Here is a 21,461-nt window from a genome sequence, read left to right as displayed (position 1 = left end):
CCCCCGCAGTGAACCCAGACACTCAGATACCGAATGACCATAAGAGATCTTACATGGACCGTCAACCAACCGCGGCGATAAGGTCCGAGCGCTTGCAAATGTAAGATCTCTTATATAGATTCGTCACCGAATCAGCATCCACAAGCGGAGGGTTGCAAGTCCCATGACACTGCCTGCCAAGCAGCTCGGCACGAGCGCAATGACCATCAGCCGCACCGGCTTCGGGGCCTGGGCCATCGGTGGCGGGGGCTGGCATTACGCCTGGGGTGCCCAGGACGACGACGCCTCGGTCGCCGCCATCCGGCACGCGATCGAGGCCGGGGTCAACTGGATCGACACCGCCGCCGTCTACGGTCTGGGTCACTCCGAGGAGGTCATCGCCAAGGCCATCGCCGACTTCCCCGAGGCCGACCGCCCCTACGTCTTCACCAAGTGCGGCCTGATCTGGGACGACAACGACCCGACCGCGGCCCCGCGCAACTCCATGACGCCCGCCAGCGTTCGCCGTGAGGTCGAGGGCTCGCTGCGCCGCCTGAACGTCGAGAGCATCGACCTGTACCAGGTGCACTGGCCCGACACCGGCGGCGAGGCCCTCGACTACAACGACCCGCAGGCCCAGGCCGCCGCCGTCGGCGGCACTCCGCTGGAGGAGTACTGGCAGGTCATGGCCGACCTGAAGGCCGAGGGCAAGGTCCGCGCCATCGGTCTGTCCAACCACTCCCCCGAGCAGGTCGCCGCCGCCGAGCGGGTCGCCCACGTGGACGTCGTCCAGCCGCCCTTCTCGGCGATCAACCGCGGTTCGGCCGAACTGATCGCACAGGCGGAGGCGGCGGGCACCGGTGTCATCGTGTACTCGCCCCAGCAGTCGGGCCTGCTGACCGGAGCGTTCTCCAAGGCACGCGCGGCCGCGCTGCCGGACGACGACTGGCGCAAGACCCACCCCGACTTCACCACCGGCCTGGACGCCAACCTCGCCCTCGCCGCCGCCCTCGTCCCGGTGGCCGAGCGGCACGGCGTCTCCACCGGCGCCGTCGCCGTCGCGTGGGCACTGGCCTGGCCCGGCATCAACGGCGCGATCGTCGGCGCCCGCACACCCGAGCAGGTGGACGGCTGGATCGCCGCCTCGACGCTGGAACTGACCTCGGCCGACTTCACCGAGATCACCCAGGCGATCAAGACCACCGGAGCCGGCGAGGGCCCGGCGACGGCCGCCTGAGCCACTCCCCACCGAGTCGGGCCCCAGGGGTCATCGTCCCTTGGGGCCCGGCGCATAAAAGGGCCCCGACCTGGCCGTATGGCCGGGTCAGAGCCCAGAGAGGCAGACGAGTCAGGCTGTACGCCGGGTTCTGTCGCCCGGTCGCCTCGCGGCGGCCGGGGAGACGGCCATCCATCTAGGACCGGCGTTGCCGCCGGTCTCGTGCGGTCTACCCGCGGACTCGGGCGGGCAGCCCTCGAACGTCCGCGCAGAAACACCTGGGTGTTTCCTTTTGACCTTGCTCCGGGTGGGGTTTACCTAGCTGCCCAGGTCGCCCTGGGCACTGGTGGTCTCTTACACCACCGTTTCACCCTTACCAGGGATCGAGATCCCTGGCGGTCTGTTTTCTGTGGCACTGTCCCGCGGGTCACCCCGGGTGGCCGTTAGCCATCACCCTGCCCTGTGGAGCCCGGACGTTCCTCGGGAAGGTCCACAAGAACCTCCACGCGGCCGCCCGCCCGGCTCGTCTGCCGTGTCGACCATGCTACCGGGCGTACCCGCCTGCTCGGCCCCGAGGCCGCCGTCGCCAGGAACGAGCCCGCCAGGATCAGGGCGAAGGCGGCAAGGACCCCGGGCGTCAGGCGCTCGTCGAGGAAGGTCGCGCCCGCCGCCACGGCCACGGCCGGGTTGACGTAGGTGAAGACCACCGCACGGGTCGGGCCCGCCTCCCGGATCAGTTCGAGGAAGGCGACGAAGGCGAGGGCCGTGCAGATGACGCCCAGGCCGGCGAGGGAGGCCAGGACCTGGGTGGAGGGGACCTCGGAGGGCCAGCTGGCGATCGCGCCGGGGGTGTAGACGAGCGTTGCCAGCAGGAGGCACGGGGCTATCAGCTGGAGGGTGGGGACAGGCTTGAGATAGCGGGCGATGATCAAGGGCGCGGTGGCGTAGCCGAGGACCGTGATCAGCACCTCTACCAGGGAGCGCGCGTCGCCGCCGGTGAGGTGGGGGACGGTGAGGACCGCGACTCCGGCCAGGCCCAGCGCCAGGCCCGTCGTGCGGCGGGCGCCCAGCTGTTCCGTGTCGCCGAAGAAGCGGGCGAGGACGACTCCGACGATGGGGACGCCCGCGATCAGCAGGCCCGCCGTGGAGCTGGAGAGGTGGCGTTCGGCGTCCGTCAGGGTCCACCAGGGGCCGATGATCTCGATACAGGCGAAGGCGAGCATCGGGCGCCAGTGCGCGCGGACGACGGTGGTCAGTCCCCCTTGTCGTACGGCGAAGGGGAGCAGGAGCGCGGCGCCGAGCGCGCAGCGCGCGAAGACGACCATCGACGGGGAGACCCCGTCCACCGCCACTTTGATCATCAGGTAGGGGATGCCCCAGAGGACTCCCATCAGGGAGAACAGAAGCCAGCCGCGTGCAGTCATGCGGCCAGTTTCGGCCGGGTCAGCGGCCGGCGTCTTGAACGCTGTTGCGGTACGCCGCCGGGGTGACCCCCAGCACCCGGCGGAACCAGCGCGTGAGATGCGCCTGGTCGGCGAAGCCCACGAGCGGCGCGACCTGGGCGGGGCGCAGCCCGGCGTCCAGGAGGCTCCGGGCTCGGTTCACCCGGTGCTGGGCTAGCCAGGCGTACGGCGGCAGGCCCATCGTCGTACGGAAGGCGCGCAGGAGTTGATAGCGGGACAGGCCCAGGTCGGTGGCGAGGCAGCCGAGGGACGGGGGTGCCTGGAGTTCGTCGGCGAGCCGGTCGCGTACGGCGTGGGCTATTCCGGCCCCTCCCGGGACGAGGTCGCAGACCGGGCGGGCCGTGCCGTGGCGACGGGCCAGGGCCGTGAGCAGCCACGGGAGGCGGGACTCGGCCTCCAACGGGTCGGGGCAGCGGGTCAGTTCGGTGTGCGCGACGCGCAGGGCGGTGGCCAGCTCGGGGTCGTCGAGGAGCGGTTCGCGGAAGTGCGGGACGGTCAGGGTGCCCTCGGTGAGGAGGAAGGCCTCCGGGTACAGGGCTCGGTAGGCGTATCCGCCCGGCATGGCCGGGCCGCCGGTGTGCACCTCGCCGGGGGCCATGACGACGATCGAGCCGGGGCCGGTGCGGATCCGGCCGCCCCGGTAGTCGATGATCTCGGCGCCGCCGACGCAGACGCCGACGGTGAACTCCTCGTGGGCGTGGGGTGCGTAGCGGTGCTGGTCGAAGCGGGCGGTCAGCAGGTGGAGAGGGCCCCCGTCACGGCCGAGGGTGGTCCGGGTCCAGCGGGCCTCTTCACGTGCGGTCATGTGCGTCTGCCTCCCCCGGCTTCGGTGTGTGAGTCCGTTCGGACCGGCTGTCGTCGGTCTCCTCACAGCCGCAACGTCTGCGTTCGCTGTTTTCATGCCGCCCCCGTCACGCGGGCGCGAACTGCACCTTCGCCGTCCCCGGATCGGCCCGCGTCAGCCGTACCCGCAGCCGCTCCCCCAGGGGCAGCGGCGCCGTACCGCCCTCGATGCGGGCGAAGACGGCCGGGGACTCCAACTGGACGGTCCCGACGGTGGGTTCGTGCTCCTGCACGTCCACCACGCAGCCCTCGAAGACGTCGCCCACCCGGTCCTTGAGCAGGGCGGCCTCCACGATGTCGACGCACTCGCGCTCGACGGTGCCCGCACGCCGGTTGCCGTCGGCCATCTCCTTGGGGAGGGCGTCGAGGGCGGCCAGGACCCAGTCGGGGGGTGCCTGGTTCGCGACGGCCGCGAGGCAGATCTCCGCGGCGTAGCGGTCGGCGAGGCGGCGCAGCGGTGCCGTGCAGTGCGCGTACGGCGCGGCGACCGCGGCGTGCGAGGTGACCGCGGGGAGCACGCCGTCGCGGAAGACCGTGTAGCCGGCGCCGCGCAGCAGCGTCGTGCACTCCTGGAGGAAGGCCGCGTGGTGCGGCCGGTGCGGGTCGAGGGAGCGGATGAGCTCGGCGTACGAGACGTGGTGCGGCCAGTCGATGCGCAGGGCCTTGGCCGTACGGCGCAGCCGGCCGACGGCGCCGTCGGGGGCGGCGGGCAGGGTCCGCAGGACGCCGGTGCCGTGGGCGAGCATCAGGTCGGCGGCGGCCATCCCGGTCAGCAGGGAGATCTGCGCGTTCCAGCCTTCGGCCGGGAGCGGGGCGCGGTAGGCCAGCTCATAGGTGTCGTCGCGCTCGACGATCTCCTGTTCGGGCACGTTCAGGGAGATGCCCCCGCGCTCCACCTCCAGCCGTTCGCGCAGCTCCCCGATGCCCTTGAGGAGGGCGAGCGGTTCCTCGGCGGTGCCCGCGCCGATCTCCTTCTGTACGTGCGCGTAGTCGAGCTTGGCCCGGCTGCGCACCAGCGCCCGGCGCACGTCGGTCGCCTCCGTACGTCCGTCCGCGTCGAGGTCGATCGTCCACAGCACGGCCGGGCAGGTCTGGTCCGGGAGGAGGCTGGCGGCGCCCTCGGAGAGCTGGGACGGGTGCAGCGGGACCCGCTCGTCGGGGAAGTACAGCGTCGTGACACGGCGGTGGGCCTCGGCGTCCAGGGCTCCACCGGGTACGACGAAGGCGGCGATATCGGCGATCGCGTACCGGACGCGGTAGCCGCCGCCCGGGCGTCGCGCGAGGTGCATCGCCTGGTCGAGGTCCGTGGACGCGGGCGGATCGATGGTGAAGAGGGGAATGTCCGTCGCGTCGTACGACGGCAGCCGGGGTGCCCGCGCGGCCTCTTCGAGCACTTCGGGTGAGAACGTCTCGGGCACGCCGAGTTCGGTTCGCAGGGCGCGCAGCGCGGCTCGCAGCGGAGCCTCCGGTGCACCGGCAACACGTATGTGGCGGCGAGGCATACAGCGAGCGTAGGCACAGTCCGGCCGGTCCGGCGCGCGAGGACGGCCCGGCGGCACCCTTTAGGCTGGCGCCGGGCCGTACCCACCGCAAGGAGAAACCACCGTGCTCGTCCTGCTCCCCCCGTCCGAAGGCAAGGCCCCCTCGGGCCGCGGCACCCCGCTGAAGCCGGAGTCGCTGTCGCTCCCCGGGCTCGCCGAGGCGCGGCAGGCGGTCCTTGAGGAGCTGGTCGAGCTGTGCGTCGCCGACGAGGAGAAGGCGCGTGAGGTACTCGGGCTGAGCGAGGGTCTGCGCGGCGAGATCGCGAAGAACACACAGCTGCGGACGGCGGGCGCGCGCCCGGCGGGCGAGATCTACACGGGGGTCCTGTACGACTCCCTGGAGCTGTCCTCGCTCGACGCGGCGGCGAAGAAGCGGGCGGCGCGCTCGCTGCTGGTGTTCTCGGGCCTGTGGGGCGCGGTCCGGGTGACCGACCGGATCCCCTCCTACCGCTGCTCGATGGGCGTGAAGCTGCCGGGGCTCGGGGCGCTGGGCGCGCACTGGCGGGCGCCAATGGCCGCGGCCCTGCCCGAGGCGGCGGGAGACGGGCTGGTGCTCGACCTGCGGTCGTCGGCGTACACGACCGCGTGGAAGCCGAAGGGCGAGGTCGCGGGGCGCACGGCGACGGTGCGGGTGCTGCACTCGCAGATGGTGAACGGGGTCGAGAAGCGGTCCGTCGTCAGCCACTTCAACAAGGCGACGAAGGGCAGGATCGTGCGCAGTCTGCTGCTTGCGGGCGCGGCGCCCAAGGACCCGGCGGCGCTGGTGGAGGCGCTGCGGGACCTCGGGTACGCGGTGGAGGCGCAGGCTCCGGGCAGGGCCGGGAAGGCGTGGGCGCTGGACGTGGTGGTGACGGAGATCCACTGACCCCTACTTGGTGCCATTGCAGCATGCGCAACGACCTTTGCGCATGCTGCACACCCCGGGCAGGATGAGGGACATGACCTCGTCGCTGCCCTCGTCGCCGTCTGCCTCACCGCCCCACTCGCCATCCGCCTCGCCGTCCGCCTCCGTACTGGACCTCGCGCCCGTCGTCCCCGTCGTCGTGCTGACGGACGCCGCCGACGCCGTACCGCTGGCGCGGGCGCTGGTGGCGGGCGGGCTGCCCGCGATCGAGGTGACCCTGCGGACCCCGGCGGCGCTCGACGCGATCCGGGCGATCGCGGCCGAGGTGCCGGACGCGGTGGTCGGCGCGGGCACGGTCCTCACCCCCGCGCAGGTGGCCGACTCCGTGGCCGCCGGCGCGCGCTTTCTGGTGAGCCCCGGCTGGACGGACGTACTCCTCGATGCCATGCGGGCGTCCGGGGTGCCGTTCCTGCCGGGGGTGTCCACCACCTCGGAGGTCGTGACACTTCTCGAACTCGGCGTGCGGGAGATGAAGTTCTTCCCTGCGCAGGCCGCGGGCGGCACGGCGTACCTGAAGTCGCTGGCCGGACCGCTCCCCCAGGCGCGGTTCTGCCCGACCGGCGGCATCGGCCCCGACTCCGCTCCGGAGTATCTGGCGCTGCCCAACGTCGGTTGTGTGGGCGGGAGCTGGATGCTTCCGGGGGACGCCGTCGCGGCCGGGGACTGGGGGCGGGTGGAGGCGCTGGCCCGGGAGGCGGCGGCGCTCAGGCCATGCTGACCGCTCAGGCCATACGGATCACTCAGGCCATGCTGATGACGACCTTGCCGAAGGCGGTACCGCCCTCGTAGTACCGGAACGCCTCGTGGACCTCGTCGAGGCCGAAGACGCGGTCGATCACCGGGCGGATGCCGTGCAGGGAGACGGCCCGGTTCATGGCCTCGAAGTGGGTGCGGCTGCCGACGAAGACGCGGCGGATGGTGGCCAGGCTCGCCGCGTACGCCGCGTTGGAGATCTCGATGCCGGACCTGCGCGGGCTGCCGGTGATCAGCAGCACGATCTGGCTGTAGAGGGCTGAGGCGCGCATCGACTGCTCAATGGTCTCGGGGCCGTTGGTCTCGACGACGAGGTCGGCGCCCCGGCCGCCGGTCAACTCCCGTACGGCCGCGCCCCATTCGGGGTTCTCCACATAGTTGACGACGTGGTCCGCGCCGAGCGCCTTGAGGCGGTCCGCCTTGGCCGCGCTGGAGGTCGTCGCGATGACCTCGGCGCCCAGCGCCTTGGCGAACCGCACCACGAAGAGGGACAGCGCACCGGTGCCCAGCGTCAGCACGGTCTGGCCGGGCAGGAGCGGCTCGCCGCCGGTGAGGGCGTGCCACGCGGTGACCCCGGCGCAGGGCAGACAGGCCGCCTCCTCCCAGGTCAGATGGTCCGGAACGCGCACCGCCGCCTCCTGGTCGAGGCGAACATACTCGGCGAGCATGCCGCTCAGGCTGGCGCCCGGCTGGTCGAACTGCGCCGCGGTGATCCGCCCGTCGCGCCAGTTCGGGAAGTACGTCCCCATCACCCGGTCGCCGACCTTGAACCGGGTCACCTCCCCGCCCACCGCGACGACTTCGCCCGCACCGTCGCTCACCGGGATCACGTCCGGAACGGCCTTCAGCGGGTAAGTCCCCTTCAGGATCAGCAGATCGCGCTTGTTGAGGGAGACGGCACGGACGCGGACGACGATGTCACGGGGGCCGGGTTCCGGGCGCGGCTCGGAGTCGCGGTGGACGATCCCGTCGACGGTGCCGAGCGTCTGAAGGTGGTACGTGCGCATCTTCGCCCCCTGGGGTGAACTCCTGCGGCGAGCCCTTGGATCGGGGCTCCGTGGATGCGTCCATGCTGCTCGGGCGGGGTGAGCCGCTCAATTCCCGGCGGGGTATGACGGGGCAACCCGGGTCCGTTCGAAGGTCGGTTGTCGTACCCATGACGTACAACTGAGTCATGACCGCGACCATCATCGAAACGCCCCCGTTCGCCCGGGAGTTGCTGCGCTGGCGCACCGCCCGCCGGGTCAGTCAGCTGGAGCTCGCCTCGCGGGCGGGGACGACCCAGCGGTACGTCAGTTTCATCGAGCGCGGGCGGTCGGTGCCCGGCCGGGAGATCGTGATCAGGCTCGCCGAGTCACTGGGCCTGACCCTGCGGGAGCGCAACTCCCTGCTGCTGGCGGCCGGTTACGCGCCCGCGTTCGCCGAGTCGGCTCTCGACGCGGCCGCGCTCAAGCCGGTTAGGGAGGCGCTGGACAGCATCCTCGATGGGCATCTGCCGTATCCGGCGCTGGTGGCGGGGCCACGGGGTGAACTCGTCGCGGCCAACGAGGCGTTCGACGTCCTCACCGAAGGGGCCGACCCGGCGCTGCTCGGGCCGTCGGTGAACGTGCTGCGGCTCGCGCTGCACCCGCGCGGCATGGCGTCCCGGGTGGTGAACCTGGACGCCTGGGGCCGGCACATCGTGGAGAACCTGCGGGCCCGCGCCGTACGCAGCCCCGATCCACTCCTCGACGCGCTGGCCGAGGAGCTGGACGGGTACGTGCCGCGGAGCGAGCCCGGCGCGGACTATCTCGGCTTCGCCGTCCCGCTGCGACTGCGGTGCGCGGAGGGCGAGTTGAGACTGCTGACGACTCTGACGTCCTTCGCGACGGCGGTGGACGTCACCCTCGCCGAGCTCCACCTGGAGGCGTTCCTCCCGGCGGACCGGGAGACGGCGGAGATCCTGCGGGCGCGCGCCACCCGTCGGTAGCCACCCGCCGTCGGGGACGGCCTCAGCGCAGGTGCGACGTGTCGTTCAGCAGCCGTAGGCTCGCGTTGCCGTCCGCGTAGTACGCCACCGCCGAGATCGAGGCCGCCGACAGCTCCATCCGGAACAGGGACTCCGGCGGGGCGCCGAGGGCGAGCCGTACGAAGGTCTTGATCGGCGTGACGTGGGTGACGAGCAGGACCGTGCGGCCCGCGTACGAGGCGATGAGCTTGTCGCGGGTGACGGCGATGCGCCGGGCGACCGCCTCGAAGCTCTCGCCGCCGCCGGTCGGTTCGGCGTCCGCCGAGGCGAGCCAGGTGTTCAGGTCCTCGGGGTGGCGCTCGCGCACCTCGCCGAAGGTCAGGCCCTCCCAGGCGCCGAAGTCGGCCTCGCGCAGCCCGTCCTCGACGACCACGTCGAGCCCGAGCCGGTCGGCGACGGCCTGCGCGGTCTGGCGGCAGCGGGTGAGCGGCGACGCGACGATCGCCTGGATCGTGCCGCGTGCGGCCAGCGCCGCAGCGGCCCGCTCGGCCTGCTCCCGGCCCACCGCGGACAGCGCCGGATCGGCGCCACCGCTGCCGGAGAACCGCTTCTGCGGCGTCAGCGGGGTCTCGCCGTGCCGCAGCAGTACGAAGGTGGCGGGCGCCCCCATGTCGGCAGGAGCACCCCAGCCGACGGACGGCGCCCCGGCGGGCTGAGCGGCGGCCTGCGCCCCGGCGGCCACGTTCCGCGCGGCCCGCACATCGGCACGGCCCTTCGCGGCTCCACCACCGGGCGAGAGAAGGAAGTCGGACTCACCGGACGACACGGGGACACCGGACGTACCGGAGGCGCCACCGTCCGACGTACCGGAGGCGGCCCCGCCCGAGGACGTGCCCGTATCCGGAGCCGTCGACGGTCCCCGCGCGCCGGCCAGCGCCGCGCGGGCCTTCGCCGCGCCTGCGGCCGCGTCTCCGGGCGGGCCCGACGGTTCGGGCCCCGCGGCCCGGGCGGCGCGGGCGTCCAGTTCGGCCGTCGACGCCGACGGTGACCACTGCTCGCCCCGCTTGCCCGCGTCCATCGCCTCGTTGGCCAGCCGGTCCGCGTGCTTGTTCTCCGCGCGCGGGATCCACTCGTACGTCACCTGGGACGGCGGGAAGACGCGGGCGGCCTCGGCCGCGAGGGGCTTCATGTCCGGGTGCTTGATCTTCCAGCGCCCGGACATCTGCTCGACGACGAGCTTGGAGTCCATCCGGACCCGGACCGAGGCGGTGGGGTCCAGCTCGCGGGCCGCCTTCAGCCCGGCCACCAGGCCCCGGTACTCCGCGACGTTGTTGGTGGCGATCCCGAGGTACTCGGCGACCTCCACCAGCGTCTCCCCCGTGGCCGCGTCGATGACCACGGAGCCGTAGCCCGCGGGCCCCGGGTTGCCCCGGGAACCGCCGTCGGCCTCGACGATGAACTCCCGCACCCCGAAGCTCCTTACAGGCCGGACTCGGACGTGCGCACCAGGATCCGGCCGCAGTTCTCGCAGCGCAGCACCGTGTCGGGAGAGGCCGCCTTCACCTCGTTGACCTCGGTGATGTTGAGCTCCAGACGGCAGCCCTCGCAGCGGCGCTGGTAGAGACGGGCCGCACCGACGCCGCCCTCCTTCACGCGGAGCTTGTCGTAGAGCTTCAGCAGGTCCGCGGGGACGGAGGCGGCGATGACCTCGCGCTCCTTCGTCACCGTGGCGGCCTCGCCGTCGAACTCCTCGAACGCGGAGTCGCGGCGGCCGGTCGCGTCGTCGATCTTCGCCTGCACGGAGGAGACCCGCTCGGTCAGCTCGGCGACCCGCTCCTGCGCGGACTCACGGCGCTCCATGACCTCCAGGACGACGTCCTCCAGGTCTCCCTGGCGCTTGGCGAGCGAGACGATCTCGCGCTGGAGGTTCTCCAGGTCCTTGGGCGAGGTGACGTTGCCGGAGTCGAGGCGCTGCTGGTCGCGGGTGGCGCGCTGACGCACCTGGTCCACGTCCTGCTCCGCCTTGGTCTGCTCACGGGCGCAGTCGCTCTCCTCGGTCTGCGCGGCGACGAGCAGGTCGCGCAGCTGGACGAGGTCCTTGTTCAGCGATTCGATCTCGGCGTGCTCGGGCAGCGACTTCCGCCGGTGCGTGAGCTGCTGCAGGCGGGCGTCGAGTGCCTGGACGTCGAGAAGTCGGATCTGGTCGGCGGGCGCGGCGTTCAGTTGGGGGCTCCTGAAGGTGTGGGAAGCGGTGAGGCCGCGTGGGCGGTCCAGGGGTCGGTGACCGTCTTGGAGACATGGACCCGCAGGTCCCAGCCATGGCGGTCGGAAATCTCGTCGAGCTGGGCGGCGGCCAGCTCGCACCAGGGCCATTCGGTGGCCCAGTGCGCCGCGTCGAGCAGCGCGAGAGGAGTGTGGGGACTGTGGGCGCGATCCGCAAGGAACTCGGACGCCGGGTGGTGGCGCAGGTCCGCGGTGAGGAAGGCGTCGACGCCGGCGGCGCGTACGTCGTCGAAGAGGCTGTCGCCGGAGCCGCCGCTGACGGCGACGGTCCGCACGAGCTGGTCGGGGTCGCCCGCGACACGGATGCCCTGCGCGGTGGCCGGCAGCCGCTGCGCGGCGCGCGCTGCGAACTCGCGGACGGTCACCGGACGGTCCAGTTCACAGACTCGGCCGAGGCCCCGGCGTCCCTCGGCGTCGGTCGGGTCCGGCACGAGGGGGCGCAGGACCCGCAGGTCCAGCGCGCCGGCGAGGGCGTCCGAGACACCCGGGTCGGCGCGGTCGGCGTTGGTGTGCGCGACGTGCAGCGCGATGTCGTTCTTGATGAGGGTGTGGACGACGCGGCCCTTGAAGTGGCTCGCCGCGACCGTCGTCGTACCGCGCAGGTAGAGCGGGTGGTGGGTGACCAGCAGGTCGGCGCCCAGCTTCACCGCCTCGTCGACGATCTCCTGCACGGGGTCGACGGCGAAGAGCACGCGGGACACGCTCTGGTCCGGGTCGCCGCAGACGGTGCCGACCGCGTCCCATCCCTCGGCCCGCTCGGGAGGCCAGAGCGCGTCGAGCGCGGCGAGGACTTCAGACAGACGGGGCACGTATAAAAGGCTACCTGGCACCTCCCTTGCGCCTGAACCGGCGCCGCTCTCGCGGAGGTGGTTGCTCGCCGTCGTGGCTGCTCGATTGATGGTCGCGGTGATCTTTGGTGAAAGATTCGGGACCGCCAACTTCCAGGCGGCGCACCCCGATCAGCACATGCGCCCCCGTTTCCTCAGGCGAATCACGACATGGCCACCCTTATGTGTGAAGCGGCCGCTCGTCGGTCCCACGTCTGTGCGTACGAAAACTAGCTTCGTCGCCGGAGGTGATCGAACCATGACGGCCTGTGCCTCCCCCGAGCTCTCGGCTTCGTTCGAGCAGGGGGGACTCTCATTGTCCGCGCCGGAGACGGCGGACATGTCCGACAGCGCGGACGTGGCGGACACAGCGGACGTGGCGGACGTGGCGGAGAACGCGGATCCTGTGGACAGCGCGGAGAACGTCGGCGACGGGAGCGAGTGGGTCGCCCGGCCTGCCTGCGTGATCACCGCCGACGGGACGTACGGGGCGCGTCTCACCCACGGCGGCGGGTGCTGGTACCCGGAGCGGTGGACGCTCGACGGCCCCGAGCCGTACGCCGTCCCGCTGCCCGGCAACCAGCCCGAGGAGCCCGGCACCGAGGTGGCGCCGATGAACGACGGGCGGGTGCTGATCCGCCGGCTGACGGGCGCCCGGCACACGTTCTCGCTGCTGTACCCGACCGGGCCCGGCACCGGCGAGCTGCTGCTCGGCGCGGTGGAGTGCCCGGACGAGGGCACCCGGCTGCGGCTGCTGCCGCCCGCGCCGGGCGGCGAGCTCGCGTACGCCCTGGCCGTCGGCCGGAGCTCGACCGCCGTCTGGCTGGTCGCGGGCGGCGCCTTCGGGCCCGAGCACCTCGCCGAGATCCCGGGGCGCTGCTCGGGCGGGGTGTGGCTGGACCGCACGGGGCGGCTGCTGGCCCTGGACCGGGAGAGCGGCGGCCGGACGAAGACGGTGGTCGTCGACCTGGAGCGCGGCGGCGAGGTGTCGCCGCTGCTGCAGATCGCGGAGGACAGCAACGACCGGCTGCTCCTCGCGGACGCCGACAGCGGACTGCTGCTGATCCGCTCGGACGCGCCGTCGCCGGGCCACGACCGGCTGGGCTGGGGCGTGCTGGGGAGCACCCTGCCGGTCCGCTTCCCGGAGTGCCTGCGCATGGGGGATTGCGCGGTGACGCCGTTCGCGATCCAGCCGGGGCAGGTGCTGACCCCGGAGAGCTGCGGGGTGGCGCTGCGCATCGACGGGGCGGCCGGGAGCTGGGTGGGCCTGTGGCGGCCCGCCGACCGGCGGGTCCACCATCTCCGGGCGCCGGAGGGATGGCTGGCGGGGGCCGGGCTGTGGACCAAGGACGGGGTGCTTCATCTGCCGTACGCGACGGGGGCGGTGCCGTGCGGCGTGACACGGGTGGAGGCACCCACGGGGGCGGGGGACGCGGGGCCGGGGGATCCGGGTCCGGACGGTACGGCGGCGACGGCGCGACAAGCGTCGTCGCAGCCGGCGGATCCGGGTCCTCCGGGGCCCGTCGTGGCGCGGCCGGTGCCGTTGCAGCAGGCGCCGCTCACGGGGCGGGTGGTGGCTCGCGTGAAGCCGGTGCCCCCTGAAGGCGCGAAGCCGGTGATCCCTGATGATGTGCAGCCGGTGATTGCTCCTGCCGACACGCCGGTGGCCCCTGATGAGAGGCCTGTCGCCGCCGGTTAGACTCCCCCGGTTGTACAGAAGGATCATGTATTTACGGGGTGAACTTTCCGATGAGCGACACGATCACGATGGAACCACCGGCCACCGACGCCCACGAGGCCACGGCCTTGGACATGGGCCACGGCAAGCACCGGGGGCCGGTCTCCGCCCAGGACGACGAGGCGACCCCTCGTGGGCGCCACCGCAAGCCGTCCGGGCAGGCCGGCATGACGTTCTGAAGTCCCGGGATCTCCAGGGTTTCTGACGGAACGTCAAGAAACAGGTAGTACACGGCCCCCTCCGTCATCCGACGGACGGGGCCGTTCTGTGCGGGGCTCCCCGCCCACGGACGGGCGGCTGCTCAGCGACCCGGAGAGCCCGGGTCCTGGCCCCGCTTGAGTCCCAGCACCTCCGGCGCCGCGAAGGTCTCGCCGCCGGGGCGCTGCGCGTAGTGCGGGGTGAGCAGCGCGTCCAGCTCGTCGTAGGTGAAGGCGTCCTGCTTGGTGTCGAACTTGGCGGCCACCCGTGGGCGTTCGACGATCGCGACCATGCCGCCGTGCACGACGAGGAGCTGGCCGTTGACGTGCGCGGCCGCGGGTGAGGCCAAGTAGCCGACAAGCGGGGCGACATGCTCGGGGGCGAGGGGGTCCAGGCCCTCGTCCGGTGCGGAGAAGCCCGCGAAGACGTCCTCGGTCATCCGGGTGCGGGCGCGCGGGCAGATGGCGTTGGCGGTCACGCCGTACTTCGCGAGCGCGTGCGCCGTGGACGTGGTCAACCCGACGATTCCGCCTTTCGCCGCCGCGTAGTTGGGCTGTCCGGCCGAGCCGGCGAGGTAGGCCTCGGACGAGGTGTTCACGATCCGCCCGTACACCGGCCCGTCCGCCGCCTTGGACCGCGCCCGCCAGTGCACGGACGCGAAGTGCGTGGTGTTGAAGTGGCCTTTGAGGTGGACCCGGATGACGGAGTCCCACTCGTCCTCGGTCATCGAGAAGACCATCCGGTCGCGCAGGATGCCCGCGTTGTTGACCAGGATGTCCAGCTTCCCGAACTCGCCGACCGCCAACTCGACCAGGGCACGGGCCTGTTCGTGGTCGGAGACGTCACCGGTGTGGGCGACGGCGCTGCCGCCCGCGGCACGGATCTCGGCGGCGACCTCCTCGGCGGGCGCGGCGGACGCCGCGCCGGAGCCGTCCCGGCCGGGCTGCCCGTAGTCGTTGACGACGACGGCCGCGCCGAGGCGGGCGAGTTCCAGGGCCTCGGTACGTCCAAGGCCGCGTCCCGCGCCGGTGACGATCGCGGACAGCCCTTCAAGTGGCAGTGACATCAAGGTCCCTAACGGTTGTGGGGGTCAGATCTCGATGCACGTACGCAGCGCGACACCTGTCCGCATCTGGTCCAGCGCCTCGTTGATCTCGGCCAGCGGCACCCGGTGGGTGATCAGGCTCTCCAGGTCGATACGGCCGGCCCGCCACAGCGCGATGGTCCGCTCGTACGACCGCAGGACGTCGCCGCCGCCGTACATCGAGGGCAGGATCCGCTTCTCGTCGAAGAACAGCTCGAACATGTTGAGCTGGAGGAAGTCGTCCATGGCGCCGGCGCCGACGACGACGAGGGTGCCGCCGCGCCGGGTGTTCTCGTACGCCGTCCGTGCCGTGGCCGACCTGCCGACGACCTCGAAGACGTAGTCGAAGCCCTCGCCCGCGGTCACCGACTGCTTGGCGCCGGGGAGTTCGTCGGGCGAGACCGCCTGGGTGGCGCCGAACCTGAGCGCGGCCTCGCGGCGCGAGGCGACCGGGTCGACGGCGACGATCTCGGCGGCTCCCCGGAGCCGGGCGCCCTGGATGGCGGAGATGCCGACGCCGCCGCAGCCGATGACGGCGACCGATGAACCGGCCTCCACGTCGGCGGTGTTGAGCGCGGCGCCGAGGCCGGTGGTGACGCCGCAGCCGATGAGGGCGGCGATGTCGAAGGGCACGTCGTCGGGGATCGGCACGGCGCAGCCCGCGTCGACGACGACCTCCTCGGCGAAGGTGCCGGTGCCCGCGAAGCCGAAGACGTCACCGCCGGGGCGCTTGAAGTTGGGCGTGCCCGCGTTCATGAACCCGGCCAGGCACAGTTCGGTCTGGCCTCGCTTGCAGGCGGGACAGACACCGCAGGCCGGGAGCCAGCAGACGACGACCCGGTCCCCGGCCTTCAAGTGGCCGACGCCCTCGCCGACTTCGAGGATCTCGCCTGCGCCTTCGTGGCCGGGTACGAACGGCGCGGGCTGCGGCAGGACACCGCTCATCGCGGACAGGTCCGAGTGGCACAGTCCGGTGGCCCGCACCCGGATCCTCACCCGGCCCGGACCAAAGCCCACCGCCTCGACGTCGTCGAGTACTTCGAGCTTGTCCTGGCCTATCTCGTGCTGTACGGCTGCGCGCATGGTGCGGCTCCCCTCAGAAATGGGCTGGACTCACGAGTGTTCGACGACGGTGTCGGCCAGCACCGGCGCGTCGTCCCGCTCCACCGCGCTCACCGCCAGCTGGACCCCGCCCTCCCGCCGCCACATCCGGATGCGCAGCGTCTCCCCCGGGAAGACGACCCCGGCGAAGCGTGTGGTGTACGAGCGGACGCGGGCCACGTCGCCGCCGAGGACGGTGTCGACGACCGCCTTGAGGGTCATCCCGTAGGTGCACAGGCCGTGCAGGATCGGCCGGTCGAACCCGGCGAGCTTGGCGAACTCGGGGTCGGCGTGCAGCGGGTTCCAGTCGCCGGAGAGCCGGTAGAGCAGGGCCTGGTCCTCGCGGATCGGACGCTCGACCGTCCTGTCCGGCGGGCCGGTCGGGGCCTCCAGCCGGGTGGAGGGGCCGCGGTCGCCGCCCCAGCCGCCCTCTCCGCGTACGAAGATCTGGGCGTCGTTCGTCCACAACGGGCCGTCAGCGTCGGCGACTTCGGTGCGCATCACCAGGATCGCGGCCTTGCCCTTGTCGTACACGGCCGCGATCCGCGAGGTGGCGTCGGCCCTGCCCTCGACGGGGATCGGGCGGTGCACCTCGACGCTCTGGCCGCCGTGCAGGACACGGGCGAGGTCGACCTCGACGCCGGGCATGGACAGGCCGCTGATCACGCCCGGCGAGCCGGCGCCCGCGACGGTGGCGAAGCTGGGCAGCACATGCAGCCGGGATTCAAGGGTGTAGCGCAGCTCGTCGGGGCCGGTCGCGGGCAGCCCTGCGCCCAGGCCCAGGTGGTAGAGCTGGACATCCTTGTGACCCCAGGTGATCTCACCGGTCCGGGGCGCTGCGGCGACGGCCTTGGCGGCGTCAATGGGCATGGGGCTCCTGATCAGTTGGGCCTGTCCGGCGGATCGGGCCGGAGCACACAAGACCTCGGTGCGGCCGTCCGCACCGTCGGCCGCACCGAGGTCGACACTGGGCCGGGGAACCCGCCCGTTCTAGAACGCGTTCCAGTCCGGCGAACCCTTGTATAGCCCAGCGCCCAGCACTTGTGAAGACTACTGACGCCATGTCAGATCCAAGACCCTGACGCTCTGCGGATCCGCGCCCGGCGTAGGCGGGGCCGTGACATTTGTCCCGCCCGATTCCGTACAACTGCGTCTGCCCGGCCCCCATCTCCGCTTCGTAGCGTCATACCCATGACGAAGACGACTGGGACACCGCCCGCCGTGTCCTTCACCGGGGCGGTCAAGACCTTCGGCGCGGTGCGCGCCGTGGACGGCATCGACCTGGAGGTGGCGGTCGGCGAAACGGTGGCGCTGCTCGGCCGCAACGGAGCGGGCAAGTCGACGGCGATCTCCCTCCTCCTCGGCCTGAACGAGCCCGACGAGGGCTCGGTCGCCCTCTTCGGCGGACCCCCGGAGGAGTCGGTGCGCGCCGGGCGCGTCGGCGCGATGCTCCAGGAGACGCGGCCGGTGCCCCGCGTCACCGTGCGGGAGCTGGTCTCCTTCATGGCCGGGCGCTACCCCGCGCCGCTGCCGGTGGCCGACGCGCTGGAGCGCGCGGGCATCGCGGATCTGGCGGGGCGGCGCGCCGACCGGCTGTCGGGCGGGCAGGCGCAGCGGGTGCGGTTCGCGGTGGCGCTCGCCGGGAACCCGGCGCTGATCGTGCTCGACGAGCCGACAGCCGCGCTGGACGTGGAGGCGCGGCACGCGTTCTGGGAGTCGATGCGGGCCTACGCCCGCCGTGGCCACACGGTGTTGTTCTCCACGCACTACCTGGAGGAGGCCGACGCGCACGCCGACCGGATCCTCGTCATCGACCGCGGCCGGATCGTGGCCGACGGCACCGGCGAGCAGCTCAAGCGGTCCGCGGGCGGCAACCTCGTCTCCTTCGACCTCGCGGGCCGCTCCACGGAGGGGCTGACCCTGCTGCCCGGCGTGGTGTCCGTGGAGGTGAGCGGGGACCGGGCGCGGCTGCGCACGGACGACTCCGACGCGACGGTGGTCGCGCTCGCGGAACTGGGCGCGATCCGCGCCCTGGAAGTGACCCCCGCGTCGCTGGACGACGCCTTCCTGGCCCTCACCTCGACCGACTCGACTGTGCTGGAGACGGTGTGATGCTCGACTATCTGCGGCTCGAAGTACGCCGGACGCTGCGCGACGCCGGCTTTGTGATCGGCGGCATCGCGATGCCGGTCATGATGTATCTGCTCTTCACCAACCTCGGTGAGAACGAGAGCAGTTGGAAGACGGCCTCCATGGTCGGCATGGCCGCGTACGGCGCGGTGGGCTCGGCCCTGAACACCGGTGGCGGCGTCGCCGAGGACAAGGGGATCGGCTGGCTGCGGCAGTTGCGGGTGACGCCGATGACCCCGCGCGAGGTGGTGCTCGGCCGGGCGCTGACCGGCTCGGTGACCGTGCTGCCCGCGATCGTCGCGGTGCTGGTGGCGGGCGGCCTGGTCAACGGCGTACGCCTGGACGTCTGGCAGTGGGCGGCGATCGCGGTGCTGCTGTGGCTCGGCTCGATTCCCTTCACCCTGCTCGGCCTCGGCAACGGCTACCGGCTGACCCCGCAGACGACCGGCGTCGCGAACATGGTGTGCAACCTGGGGCTCGCGGTGGTCGGCGGCCTCTGGTTCCCGCTCGCCCTCTTCCCTTCCTGGCTGCGCTCGCTGGCCGTCTACACGCCCACCAACCGCTTCGCCCAGCTCGGTACCTCGGTCGCCGACGGCCACGCTCCGGCCCTGGGCGCGGTGGCGGTGCTCACGGCCTGGCTGCTGCTGTTCGGTTCGTACGCTGTGGTCTCGTACCGTCGGTCCGCGCGGACCGTCTGAACGGGGGGCGAGGACATGTCCTGGATGCGAGGGGTCACCTGCCAGGTGAAGGAGTGGCGGGCGGCACAGGCGCGCTGGAAGGCCGACATGGAGCGGTTCAAGGCCGAGAAGCGGGCCGCCCAAAGCAGCGGCGGGAAGATGCCGGAGGATCCGGGCCCGCCGCCCACCGGCTTCGCCCTGCTGCCATGGCTGCTGATGGGACTGGGCGCCTTCTCCAACCTTCTCCACGGCGAGACCCCGCAGCCCTGGATCGGCGCCATCGGTCTGTTCGCCTTCAACTCGCTCTACATCTACGTGACGTTCCGCTCCTTCGTGAAGGAGACACGTCAGGCCCGCTCCACGCGGGTGGCACTGGTGCTGATGGGCCTGGTCACCTGCGCGCTCGCCATCGGGTACGGCGGCAGCTGGCTGTACTTCTTCCCGCTGCTGGGGCTGGCCGCCGGTGCCGTCATGCGGGGCCCGTGGCTGGGCCGGACCGGACTCGCCCTCACCGCGCTGGCCGCGGCGGTCTCCGCGGTCCGGGACGGCTGGGACGCGCTGAACGTCGCCTACGGCACGTTCCTTTCGACGATGGTGACGGCGGCGATCCTCTCCCTTGCCGAAGCCGTACGGGACCTGCGCGCGGCCCGCGAGGAACTGGCCCGCCGCGCCGTCGAGAAGGAACGCCTCCGCTTCTCCCGCGATCTGCACGACCTGCTCGGCCACACACTCTCGGTGATCGTGGTCAAGTCGGAGGCCGCCCGTCGGCTGGCCCCGCGTGACCTGGAGGCGGCTCTCCTCCAGATCACGGACATCGAGTCGGTGGGCCGCCAGGCCCTCACGGAGATCCGCGAGGCGGTCACGGGCTACCGCGAGGGCAGCCTCGCCACCGAACTGGACCGCGCCCGCTCGGCGTTGTCCGCGGCGGGAGTCGACCCCGTCGTACGCCAGTCGGGCCCGCCCTTCGGTCCCCAGGCCGAGGCGCTGCTGGGCTGGGTGGTCCGCGAGGCGGTCACCAACGTCCTGCGCCACAGCGGCGCGACCCGCTGCGAGATCACCGTCGACGGCGCGCCCGGCCACGTACGCCTCACCATCAACGACAACGGCACCGGCACCCCCTCCCGGCCCACCGCCGAGGGCATCGGCGGCACGGGCCTGAAGGGCCTCACGGAACGCCTCGCGGCGGCCGGCGGTTCCCTGAACGCGGGACCGGGCTCCCGAACCGGATTCCGGGTGACGGCGGAACTCCCGGTGGAGATCGCCGACCCTTCGATGAATGACGTGGCGGTGAACGGCGTCTCGGCGAACGGCCCTTCGATGCACACGACATAACAGCCCCTGAATTCCCGGAATTCCAGGCCAAAGCCGCACAGAGAGTAAAAGCACAACCATGTCACAGAACATGACGAGAGCAATGCGCGCGAACAGCGAGGTGGAACACTTGCGCTCTACACGCTGATCGGGGGAACTCATGGCATATCCCACTCCACCACCTCCTGCTCAACCTCCTGTTCAGCCCCGCGCCAATAAGCCAGCCGAGCACTGGACGGCGATAGCCACCCTCATCACCGCCGCGACCGGTGCCCTCACCTTCCTGGTGGGCTTCATCGGCTTACCGGCGGCCGGAGTCGCGTCCCCCGCCGCAAGTGTCGCGACGGTGACGGCCACAACTACCGTCACGGCAACCACACCTGCCTCATCCGGAGCGCCCGGCACAAAGCCCCCTTCTTCGGGTTCCCCTTCGGTGCGATGGTCGGGGCCGCTCCTCATCTCGGATCAATTCGATCTGGACTTGACTCCCCCCGAGGACGACGGCGAGAACGACATCCGGCTGTACTCAATCAAGGACGAGCAAGAAGCCGAATTGTTGAGCGACAGCATGTCCGTAGTCCCTCAGGGGCAGAATCCCGATTCTGCGGAATGCACCCTTCTGGTGAAGACCCAGCCGCAGGCCGACGTCTTCGTTCCCGCGGGACGCAAAGTCTGCGTGATCACTGGCGACGGACGTCCCGCGCTCGTCACCGTGACCGCCGTGCACCCCGAAGCCGCGAACGCCAGCCTCGAGGTCCTCGTCTGGCAGAAGCCCGAATGACCCCCGGGGCCCCTACCCTTGGCCCGTGAACGAGATGCCCCGGGACCACCGTCCCGCCAAGTCCATCAGAGTGCTGCTCGCCGAGGACCAGGGGATGATGCGGGGCGCCCTCGCCCTGCTGCTCGGGATGGAGCCGGACATCCAGGTCGTGGCACAGGTGGCGGCCGGGGACAAGATCGTGGACACGGCGCTGTTGCACCGCCCGGACGTGGCGCTCCTCGACATCGAACTGCCGGGAATGAGCGGGCTCGACGCCGCCGCCGAGCTGCGTGAGCAGGCGCCGGACTGCCGGGTGCTGATCCTCACCACCTTCGGGCGGCCCGGGTATCTGCGCCGGGCCATGGAGGCGGGGGCCGCGGGGTTCCTCGTCAAGGACGGCCCCGTCGAGGAGCTGGCCGAGACGATCCGGCGGGTGCTGACCGGTGAGACCGTCATCGATCCGGCGCTCGCCGCCGCCGCGCTGAGCGCCGGGCCCAATCCGCTCACCGCCCGCGAGTGCGACGTACTGAAGGCCTCCGTGGACGGGGCCACCGTCGCCGACATCGCGGACAAGCTCCACCTCTCCGAGTCGACGGTCCGCAACTACCTCTCCTCCGCGATCGGCAAGACGGGCACCCGCAACCGCATGGAGGCGATGCGGGAGGCCCGGCAGCAGGGCTGGCTCTGACCGCGGGCCGACCCCCA

Annotated in this window: 20 protein-coding genes, 1 other RNA gene and 1 pseudogene; 11 read left to right on the top strand and 11 right to left on the bottom strand. The window is 71.9% G+C overall.

Features of this window, described 5'->3' with window-relative positions:
* Positions 1 to 163: 163 nt before the first annotated feature.
* On the top strand, positions 164 to 1,216 hold the full coding sequence (locus AB5J56_RS31490) for an aldo/keto reductase (RefSeq protein WP_369237440.1): 1,053 nt from the start codon (positions 164 to 166) through the stop codon (positions 1,214 to 1,216).
* Between the two features lie 103 nt (positions 1,217 to 1,319).
* Here the strand turns inward: AB5J56_RS31490 and rnpB are convergent.
* The 4 genes and pseudogenes from rnpB to AB5J56_RS31470 all read right to left on the bottom strand — a co-directional run bounded on the left by rnpB (position 1,320) and on the right by AB5J56_RS31470 (position 5,003).
* Positions 1,320 to 1,721: RNase P RNA component class A (rnpB, locus tag AB5J56_RS31485), an RNA gene on the bottom strand.
* A gap of 70 nt (positions 1,722 to 1,791) precedes the next feature.
* Positions 1,792 to 2,556: pseudogene (locus tag AB5J56_RS31480) on the bottom strand (DMT family transporter); the annotation flags it as partial.
* 82 nt (positions 2,557 to 2,638) lie between these two features.
* Positions 2,639 to 3,463 (bottom strand): AraC family transcriptional regulator, encoded by an 825-nt coding sequence (locus AB5J56_RS31475; RefSeq protein WP_369237436.1) that lies wholly within the window; start codon positions 3,461 to 3,463, stop codon positions 2,639 to 2,641.
* 106 nt (positions 3,464 to 3,569) lie between these two features.
* Positions 3,570 to 5,003 carry an RNB domain-containing ribonuclease gene (locus tag AB5J56_RS31470; protein WP_369237434.1) on the bottom strand — a complete coding sequence of 478 codons (1,434 nt, stop codon included), beginning with the start codon at positions 5,001 to 5,003 and terminating at the stop codon, positions 3,570 to 3,572.
* A 103-nt stretch (positions 5,004 to 5,106) separates the two neighbouring features.
* On the opposite strand from AB5J56_RS31470, the gene yaaA reads away from it, so the two are divergent.
* Positions 5,107 to 5,907: a peroxide stress protein YaaA gene (yaaA, locus tag AB5J56_RS31465; RefSeq protein ID WP_369237432.1), complete on the top strand. Its 801-nt coding sequence runs from the start codon at positions 5,107 to 5,109 to the stop codon at positions 5,905 to 5,907.
* A 73-nt stretch (positions 5,908 to 5,980) separates the two neighbouring features.
* Positions 5,981 to 6,664, top strand: coding sequence for a bifunctional 4-hydroxy-2-oxoglutarate aldolase/2-dehydro-3-deoxy-phosphogluconate aldolase (gene eda, locus AB5J56_RS31460; protein WP_369237430.1), 684 nt, complete (start codon positions 5,981 to 5,983; stop codon positions 6,662 to 6,664).
* Between the two features lie 22 nt (positions 6,665 to 6,686).
* Here eda and AB5J56_RS31455 read toward each other — a convergent pair whose 3' ends face one another.
* The gene (locus AB5J56_RS31455; RefSeq protein ID WP_369237428.1) at positions 6,687 to 7,706 is read right to left on the bottom strand and encodes an NAD(P)-dependent alcohol dehydrogenase; all 1,020 of its coding nucleotides are present in this window, start codon (positions 7,704 to 7,706) and stop codon (positions 6,687 to 6,689) included.
* Between the two features lie 167 nt (positions 7,707 to 7,873).
* Between AB5J56_RS31455 and AB5J56_RS31450 the strand changes: the two genes are divergently transcribed.
* Complete coding sequence (locus AB5J56_RS31450) at positions 7,874 to 8,668, top strand: helix-turn-helix domain-containing protein (protein ID WP_369237426.1); 795 nt, start codon at positions 7,874 to 7,876, stop codon at positions 8,666 to 8,668.
* 22 nt (positions 8,669 to 8,690) lie between these two features.
* Here AB5J56_RS31450 and AB5J56_RS31445 read toward each other — a convergent pair whose 3' ends face one another.
* Genes AB5J56_RS31445 through AB5J56_RS31435 form a run of 3 tightly spaced genes read right to left on the bottom strand, consistent with a single transcriptional unit; the run spans position 8,691 to position 11,739 of the window.
* Complete coding sequence (locus AB5J56_RS31445; RefSeq protein WP_369237424.1) at positions 8,691 to 10,115, bottom strand: bifunctional RNase H/acid phosphatase; 1,425 nt, start codon at positions 10,113 to 10,115, stop codon at positions 8,691 to 8,693.
* An 11-nt stretch (positions 10,116 to 10,126) separates the two neighbouring features.
* On the bottom strand, positions 10,127 to 10,870 hold the full coding sequence (locus tag AB5J56_RS31440; protein ID WP_369242922.1) for a zinc ribbon domain-containing protein: 744 nt from the start codon (positions 10,868 to 10,870) through the stop codon (positions 10,127 to 10,129).
* Entirely contained in the window at positions 10,867 to 11,739 is an 873-nt protein-coding gene (locus AB5J56_RS31435; RefSeq protein WP_369237423.1) for a Nif3-like dinuclear metal center hexameric protein, read from the bottom strand. The genes AB5J56_RS31440 and AB5J56_RS31435 overlap by 4 nt, the downstream gene beginning before the upstream one ends.
* Before the next feature lie 358 nt (positions 11,740 to 12,097).
* On the opposite strand from AB5J56_RS31435, the gene AB5J56_RS31430 reads away from it, so the two are divergent.
* Positions 12,098 to 13,456, top strand: coding sequence for a hypothetical protein (locus AB5J56_RS31430; protein WP_369237422.1), 1,359 nt, complete (start codon positions 12,098 to 12,100; stop codon positions 13,454 to 13,456).
* A gap of 50 nt (positions 13,457 to 13,506) precedes the next feature.
* The gene (locus AB5J56_RS31425) at positions 13,507 to 13,674 is read left to right on the top strand and encodes a hypothetical protein (protein ID WP_369237421.1); all 168 of its coding nucleotides are present in this window, start codon (positions 13,507 to 13,509) and stop codon (positions 13,672 to 13,674) included.
* A 122-nt stretch (positions 13,675 to 13,796) separates the two neighbouring features.
* Here the strand turns inward: AB5J56_RS31425 and AB5J56_RS31420 are convergent, their stop codons facing one another.
* From AB5J56_RS31420 to AB5J56_RS31410, 3 genes are read right to left on the bottom strand one after another with little or no spacing between them, the layout of a single operon-like run.
* The gene (locus tag AB5J56_RS31420; RefSeq protein ID WP_369237420.1) at positions 13,797 to 14,759 is read right to left on the bottom strand and encodes a 3-oxoacyl-ACP reductase; all 963 of its coding nucleotides are present in this window, start codon (positions 14,757 to 14,759) and stop codon (positions 13,797 to 13,799) included.
* Positions 14,760 to 14,783: 24 nt separating this feature from the next.
* Complete coding sequence (locus AB5J56_RS31415) at positions 14,784 to 15,860, bottom strand: Zn-dependent alcohol dehydrogenase (RefSeq protein WP_369237419.1); 1,077 nt, start codon at positions 15,858 to 15,860, stop codon at positions 14,784 to 14,786.
* Positions 15,861 to 15,890: 30 nt separating this feature from the next.
* Positions 15,891 to 16,748, bottom strand: a complete 858-nt coding sequence (locus tag AB5J56_RS31410; protein ID WP_369237418.1) for a MaoC/PaaZ C-terminal domain-containing protein — start codon at positions 16,746 to 16,748, stop codon at positions 15,891 to 15,893.
* A gap of 321 nt (positions 16,749 to 17,069) precedes the next feature.
* Between AB5J56_RS31410 and AB5J56_RS31405 the strand changes: the two genes are divergently transcribed.
* The 5 genes from AB5J56_RS31405 to AB5J56_RS31385 all read left to right on the top strand — a co-directional run bounded on the left by AB5J56_RS31405 (position 17,070) and on the right by AB5J56_RS31385 (position 21,444).
* A complete protein-coding gene (locus AB5J56_RS31405) occupies positions 17,070 to 17,990 on the top strand; it encodes an ABC transporter ATP-binding protein (protein ID WP_369237417.1) in 921 nt (306 codons plus the stop codon).
* Entirely contained in the window at positions 17,990 to 18,706 is a 717-nt protein-coding gene (locus AB5J56_RS31400) for an ABC transporter permease (RefSeq protein WP_369237416.1), read from the top strand. Before AB5J56_RS31405 ends, AB5J56_RS31400 begins: the two co-directional genes overlap by 1 nt.
* Positions 18,707 to 18,721: 15 nt before the next feature.
* Entirely contained in the window at positions 18,722 to 20,017 is a 1,296-nt protein-coding gene (locus AB5J56_RS31395) for a sensor histidine kinase (RefSeq protein ID WP_369237414.1), read from the top strand.
* 139 nt (positions 20,018 to 20,156) lie between these two features.
* Complete coding sequence (locus AB5J56_RS31390) at positions 20,157 to 20,777, top strand: hypothetical protein (protein ID WP_369237412.1); 621 nt, start codon at positions 20,157 to 20,159, stop codon at positions 20,775 to 20,777.
* A gap of 34 nt (positions 20,778 to 20,811) precedes the next feature.
* The gene (locus AB5J56_RS31385; RefSeq protein ID WP_369242920.1) at positions 20,812 to 21,444 is read left to right on the top strand and encodes a response regulator; all 633 of its coding nucleotides are present in this window, start codon (positions 20,812 to 20,814) and stop codon (positions 21,442 to 21,444) included.
* Positions 21,445 to 21,461 lie beyond the last annotated feature (17 nt).

This window comes from Streptomyces sp. R21, from assembly GCF_041051975.1.
In the GTDB taxonomy this organism is placed as follows: Bacteria; Actinomycetota; Actinomycetes; order Streptomycetales; family Streptomycetaceae; genus Streptomyces.
The sequence above is the reverse complement of the archived record's forward strand: the minus strand, read 5'-3'. Positions and strand labels throughout refer to the sequence as shown.

Bases quoted from the DNA above. Each gene is read 5' to 3' on its own strand.
- AB5J56_RS31385 (WP_369242920.1), top strand. From the start codon at position 20,812: ATGCCCCGGGACCACCGTCCCGCCAAGTCCATCAGAGTGCTGCTCGCC.
- AB5J56_RS31395 (WP_369237414.1), top strand. From the start codon at position 18,722: ATGTCCTGGATGCGAGGGGTCACCTGCCAGGTGAAGGAGTGGCGGGCG.
- AB5J56_RS31420 (WP_369237420.1), bottom strand. From the start codon at position 14,759: ATGTCACTGCCACTTGAAGGGCTGTCCGCGATCGTCACCGGCGCGGGA.
- AB5J56_RS31455 (WP_369237428.1), bottom strand. From the start codon at position 7,706: ATGCGCACGTACCACCTTCAGACGCTCGGCACCGTCGACGGGATCGTC.
- AB5J56_RS31405 (WP_369237417.1), top strand. From the start codon at position 17,070: ATGACGAAGACGACTGGGACACCGCCCGCCGTGTCCTTCACCGGGGCG.
- AB5J56_RS31425 (WP_369237421.1), top strand. From the start codon at position 13,507: ATGAGCGACACGATCACGATGGAACCACCGGCCACCGACGCCCACGAG.
- AB5J56_RS31475 (WP_369237436.1), bottom strand. From the start codon at position 3,463: ATGACCGCACGTGAAGAGGCCCGCTGGACCCGGACCACCCTCGGCCGT.
- AB5J56_RS31415 (WP_369237419.1), bottom strand. From the start codon at position 15,860: ATGCGCGCAGCCGTACAGCACGAGATAGGCCAGGACAAGCTCGAAGTA.
- AB5J56_RS31470 (WP_369237434.1), bottom strand. From the start codon at position 5,003: ATGCCTCGCCGCCACATACGTGTTGCCGGTGCACCGGAGGCTCCGCTG.
- AB5J56_RS31450 (WP_369237426.1), top strand. From the start codon at position 7,874: ATGACCGCGACCATCATCGAAACGCCCCCGTTCGCCCGGGAGTTGCTG.
- AB5J56_RS31390 (WP_369237412.1), top strand. From the start codon at position 20,157: ATGGCATATCCCACTCCACCACCTCCTGCTCAACCTCCTGTTCAGCCC.
- AB5J56_RS31430 (WP_369237422.1), top strand. From the start codon at position 12,098: ATGTCCGACAGCGCGGACGTGGCGGACACAGCGGACGTGGCGGACGTG.
- AB5J56_RS31410 (WP_369237418.1), bottom strand. From the start codon at position 16,748: ATGCCCATTGACGCCGCCAAGGCCGTCGCCGCAGCGCCCCGGACCGGT.
- AB5J56_RS31490 (WP_369237440.1), top strand. From the start codon at position 164: ATGACACTGCCTGCCAAGCAGCTCGGCACGAGCGCAATGACCATCAGC.
- AB5J56_RS31400 (WP_369237416.1), top strand. From the start codon at position 17,990: ATGCTCGACTATCTGCGGCTCGAAGTACGCCGGACGCTGCGCGACGCC.
- eda (WP_369237430.1), top strand. From the start codon at position 5,981: ATGACCTCGTCGCTGCCCTCGTCGCCGTCTGCCTCACCGCCCCACTCG.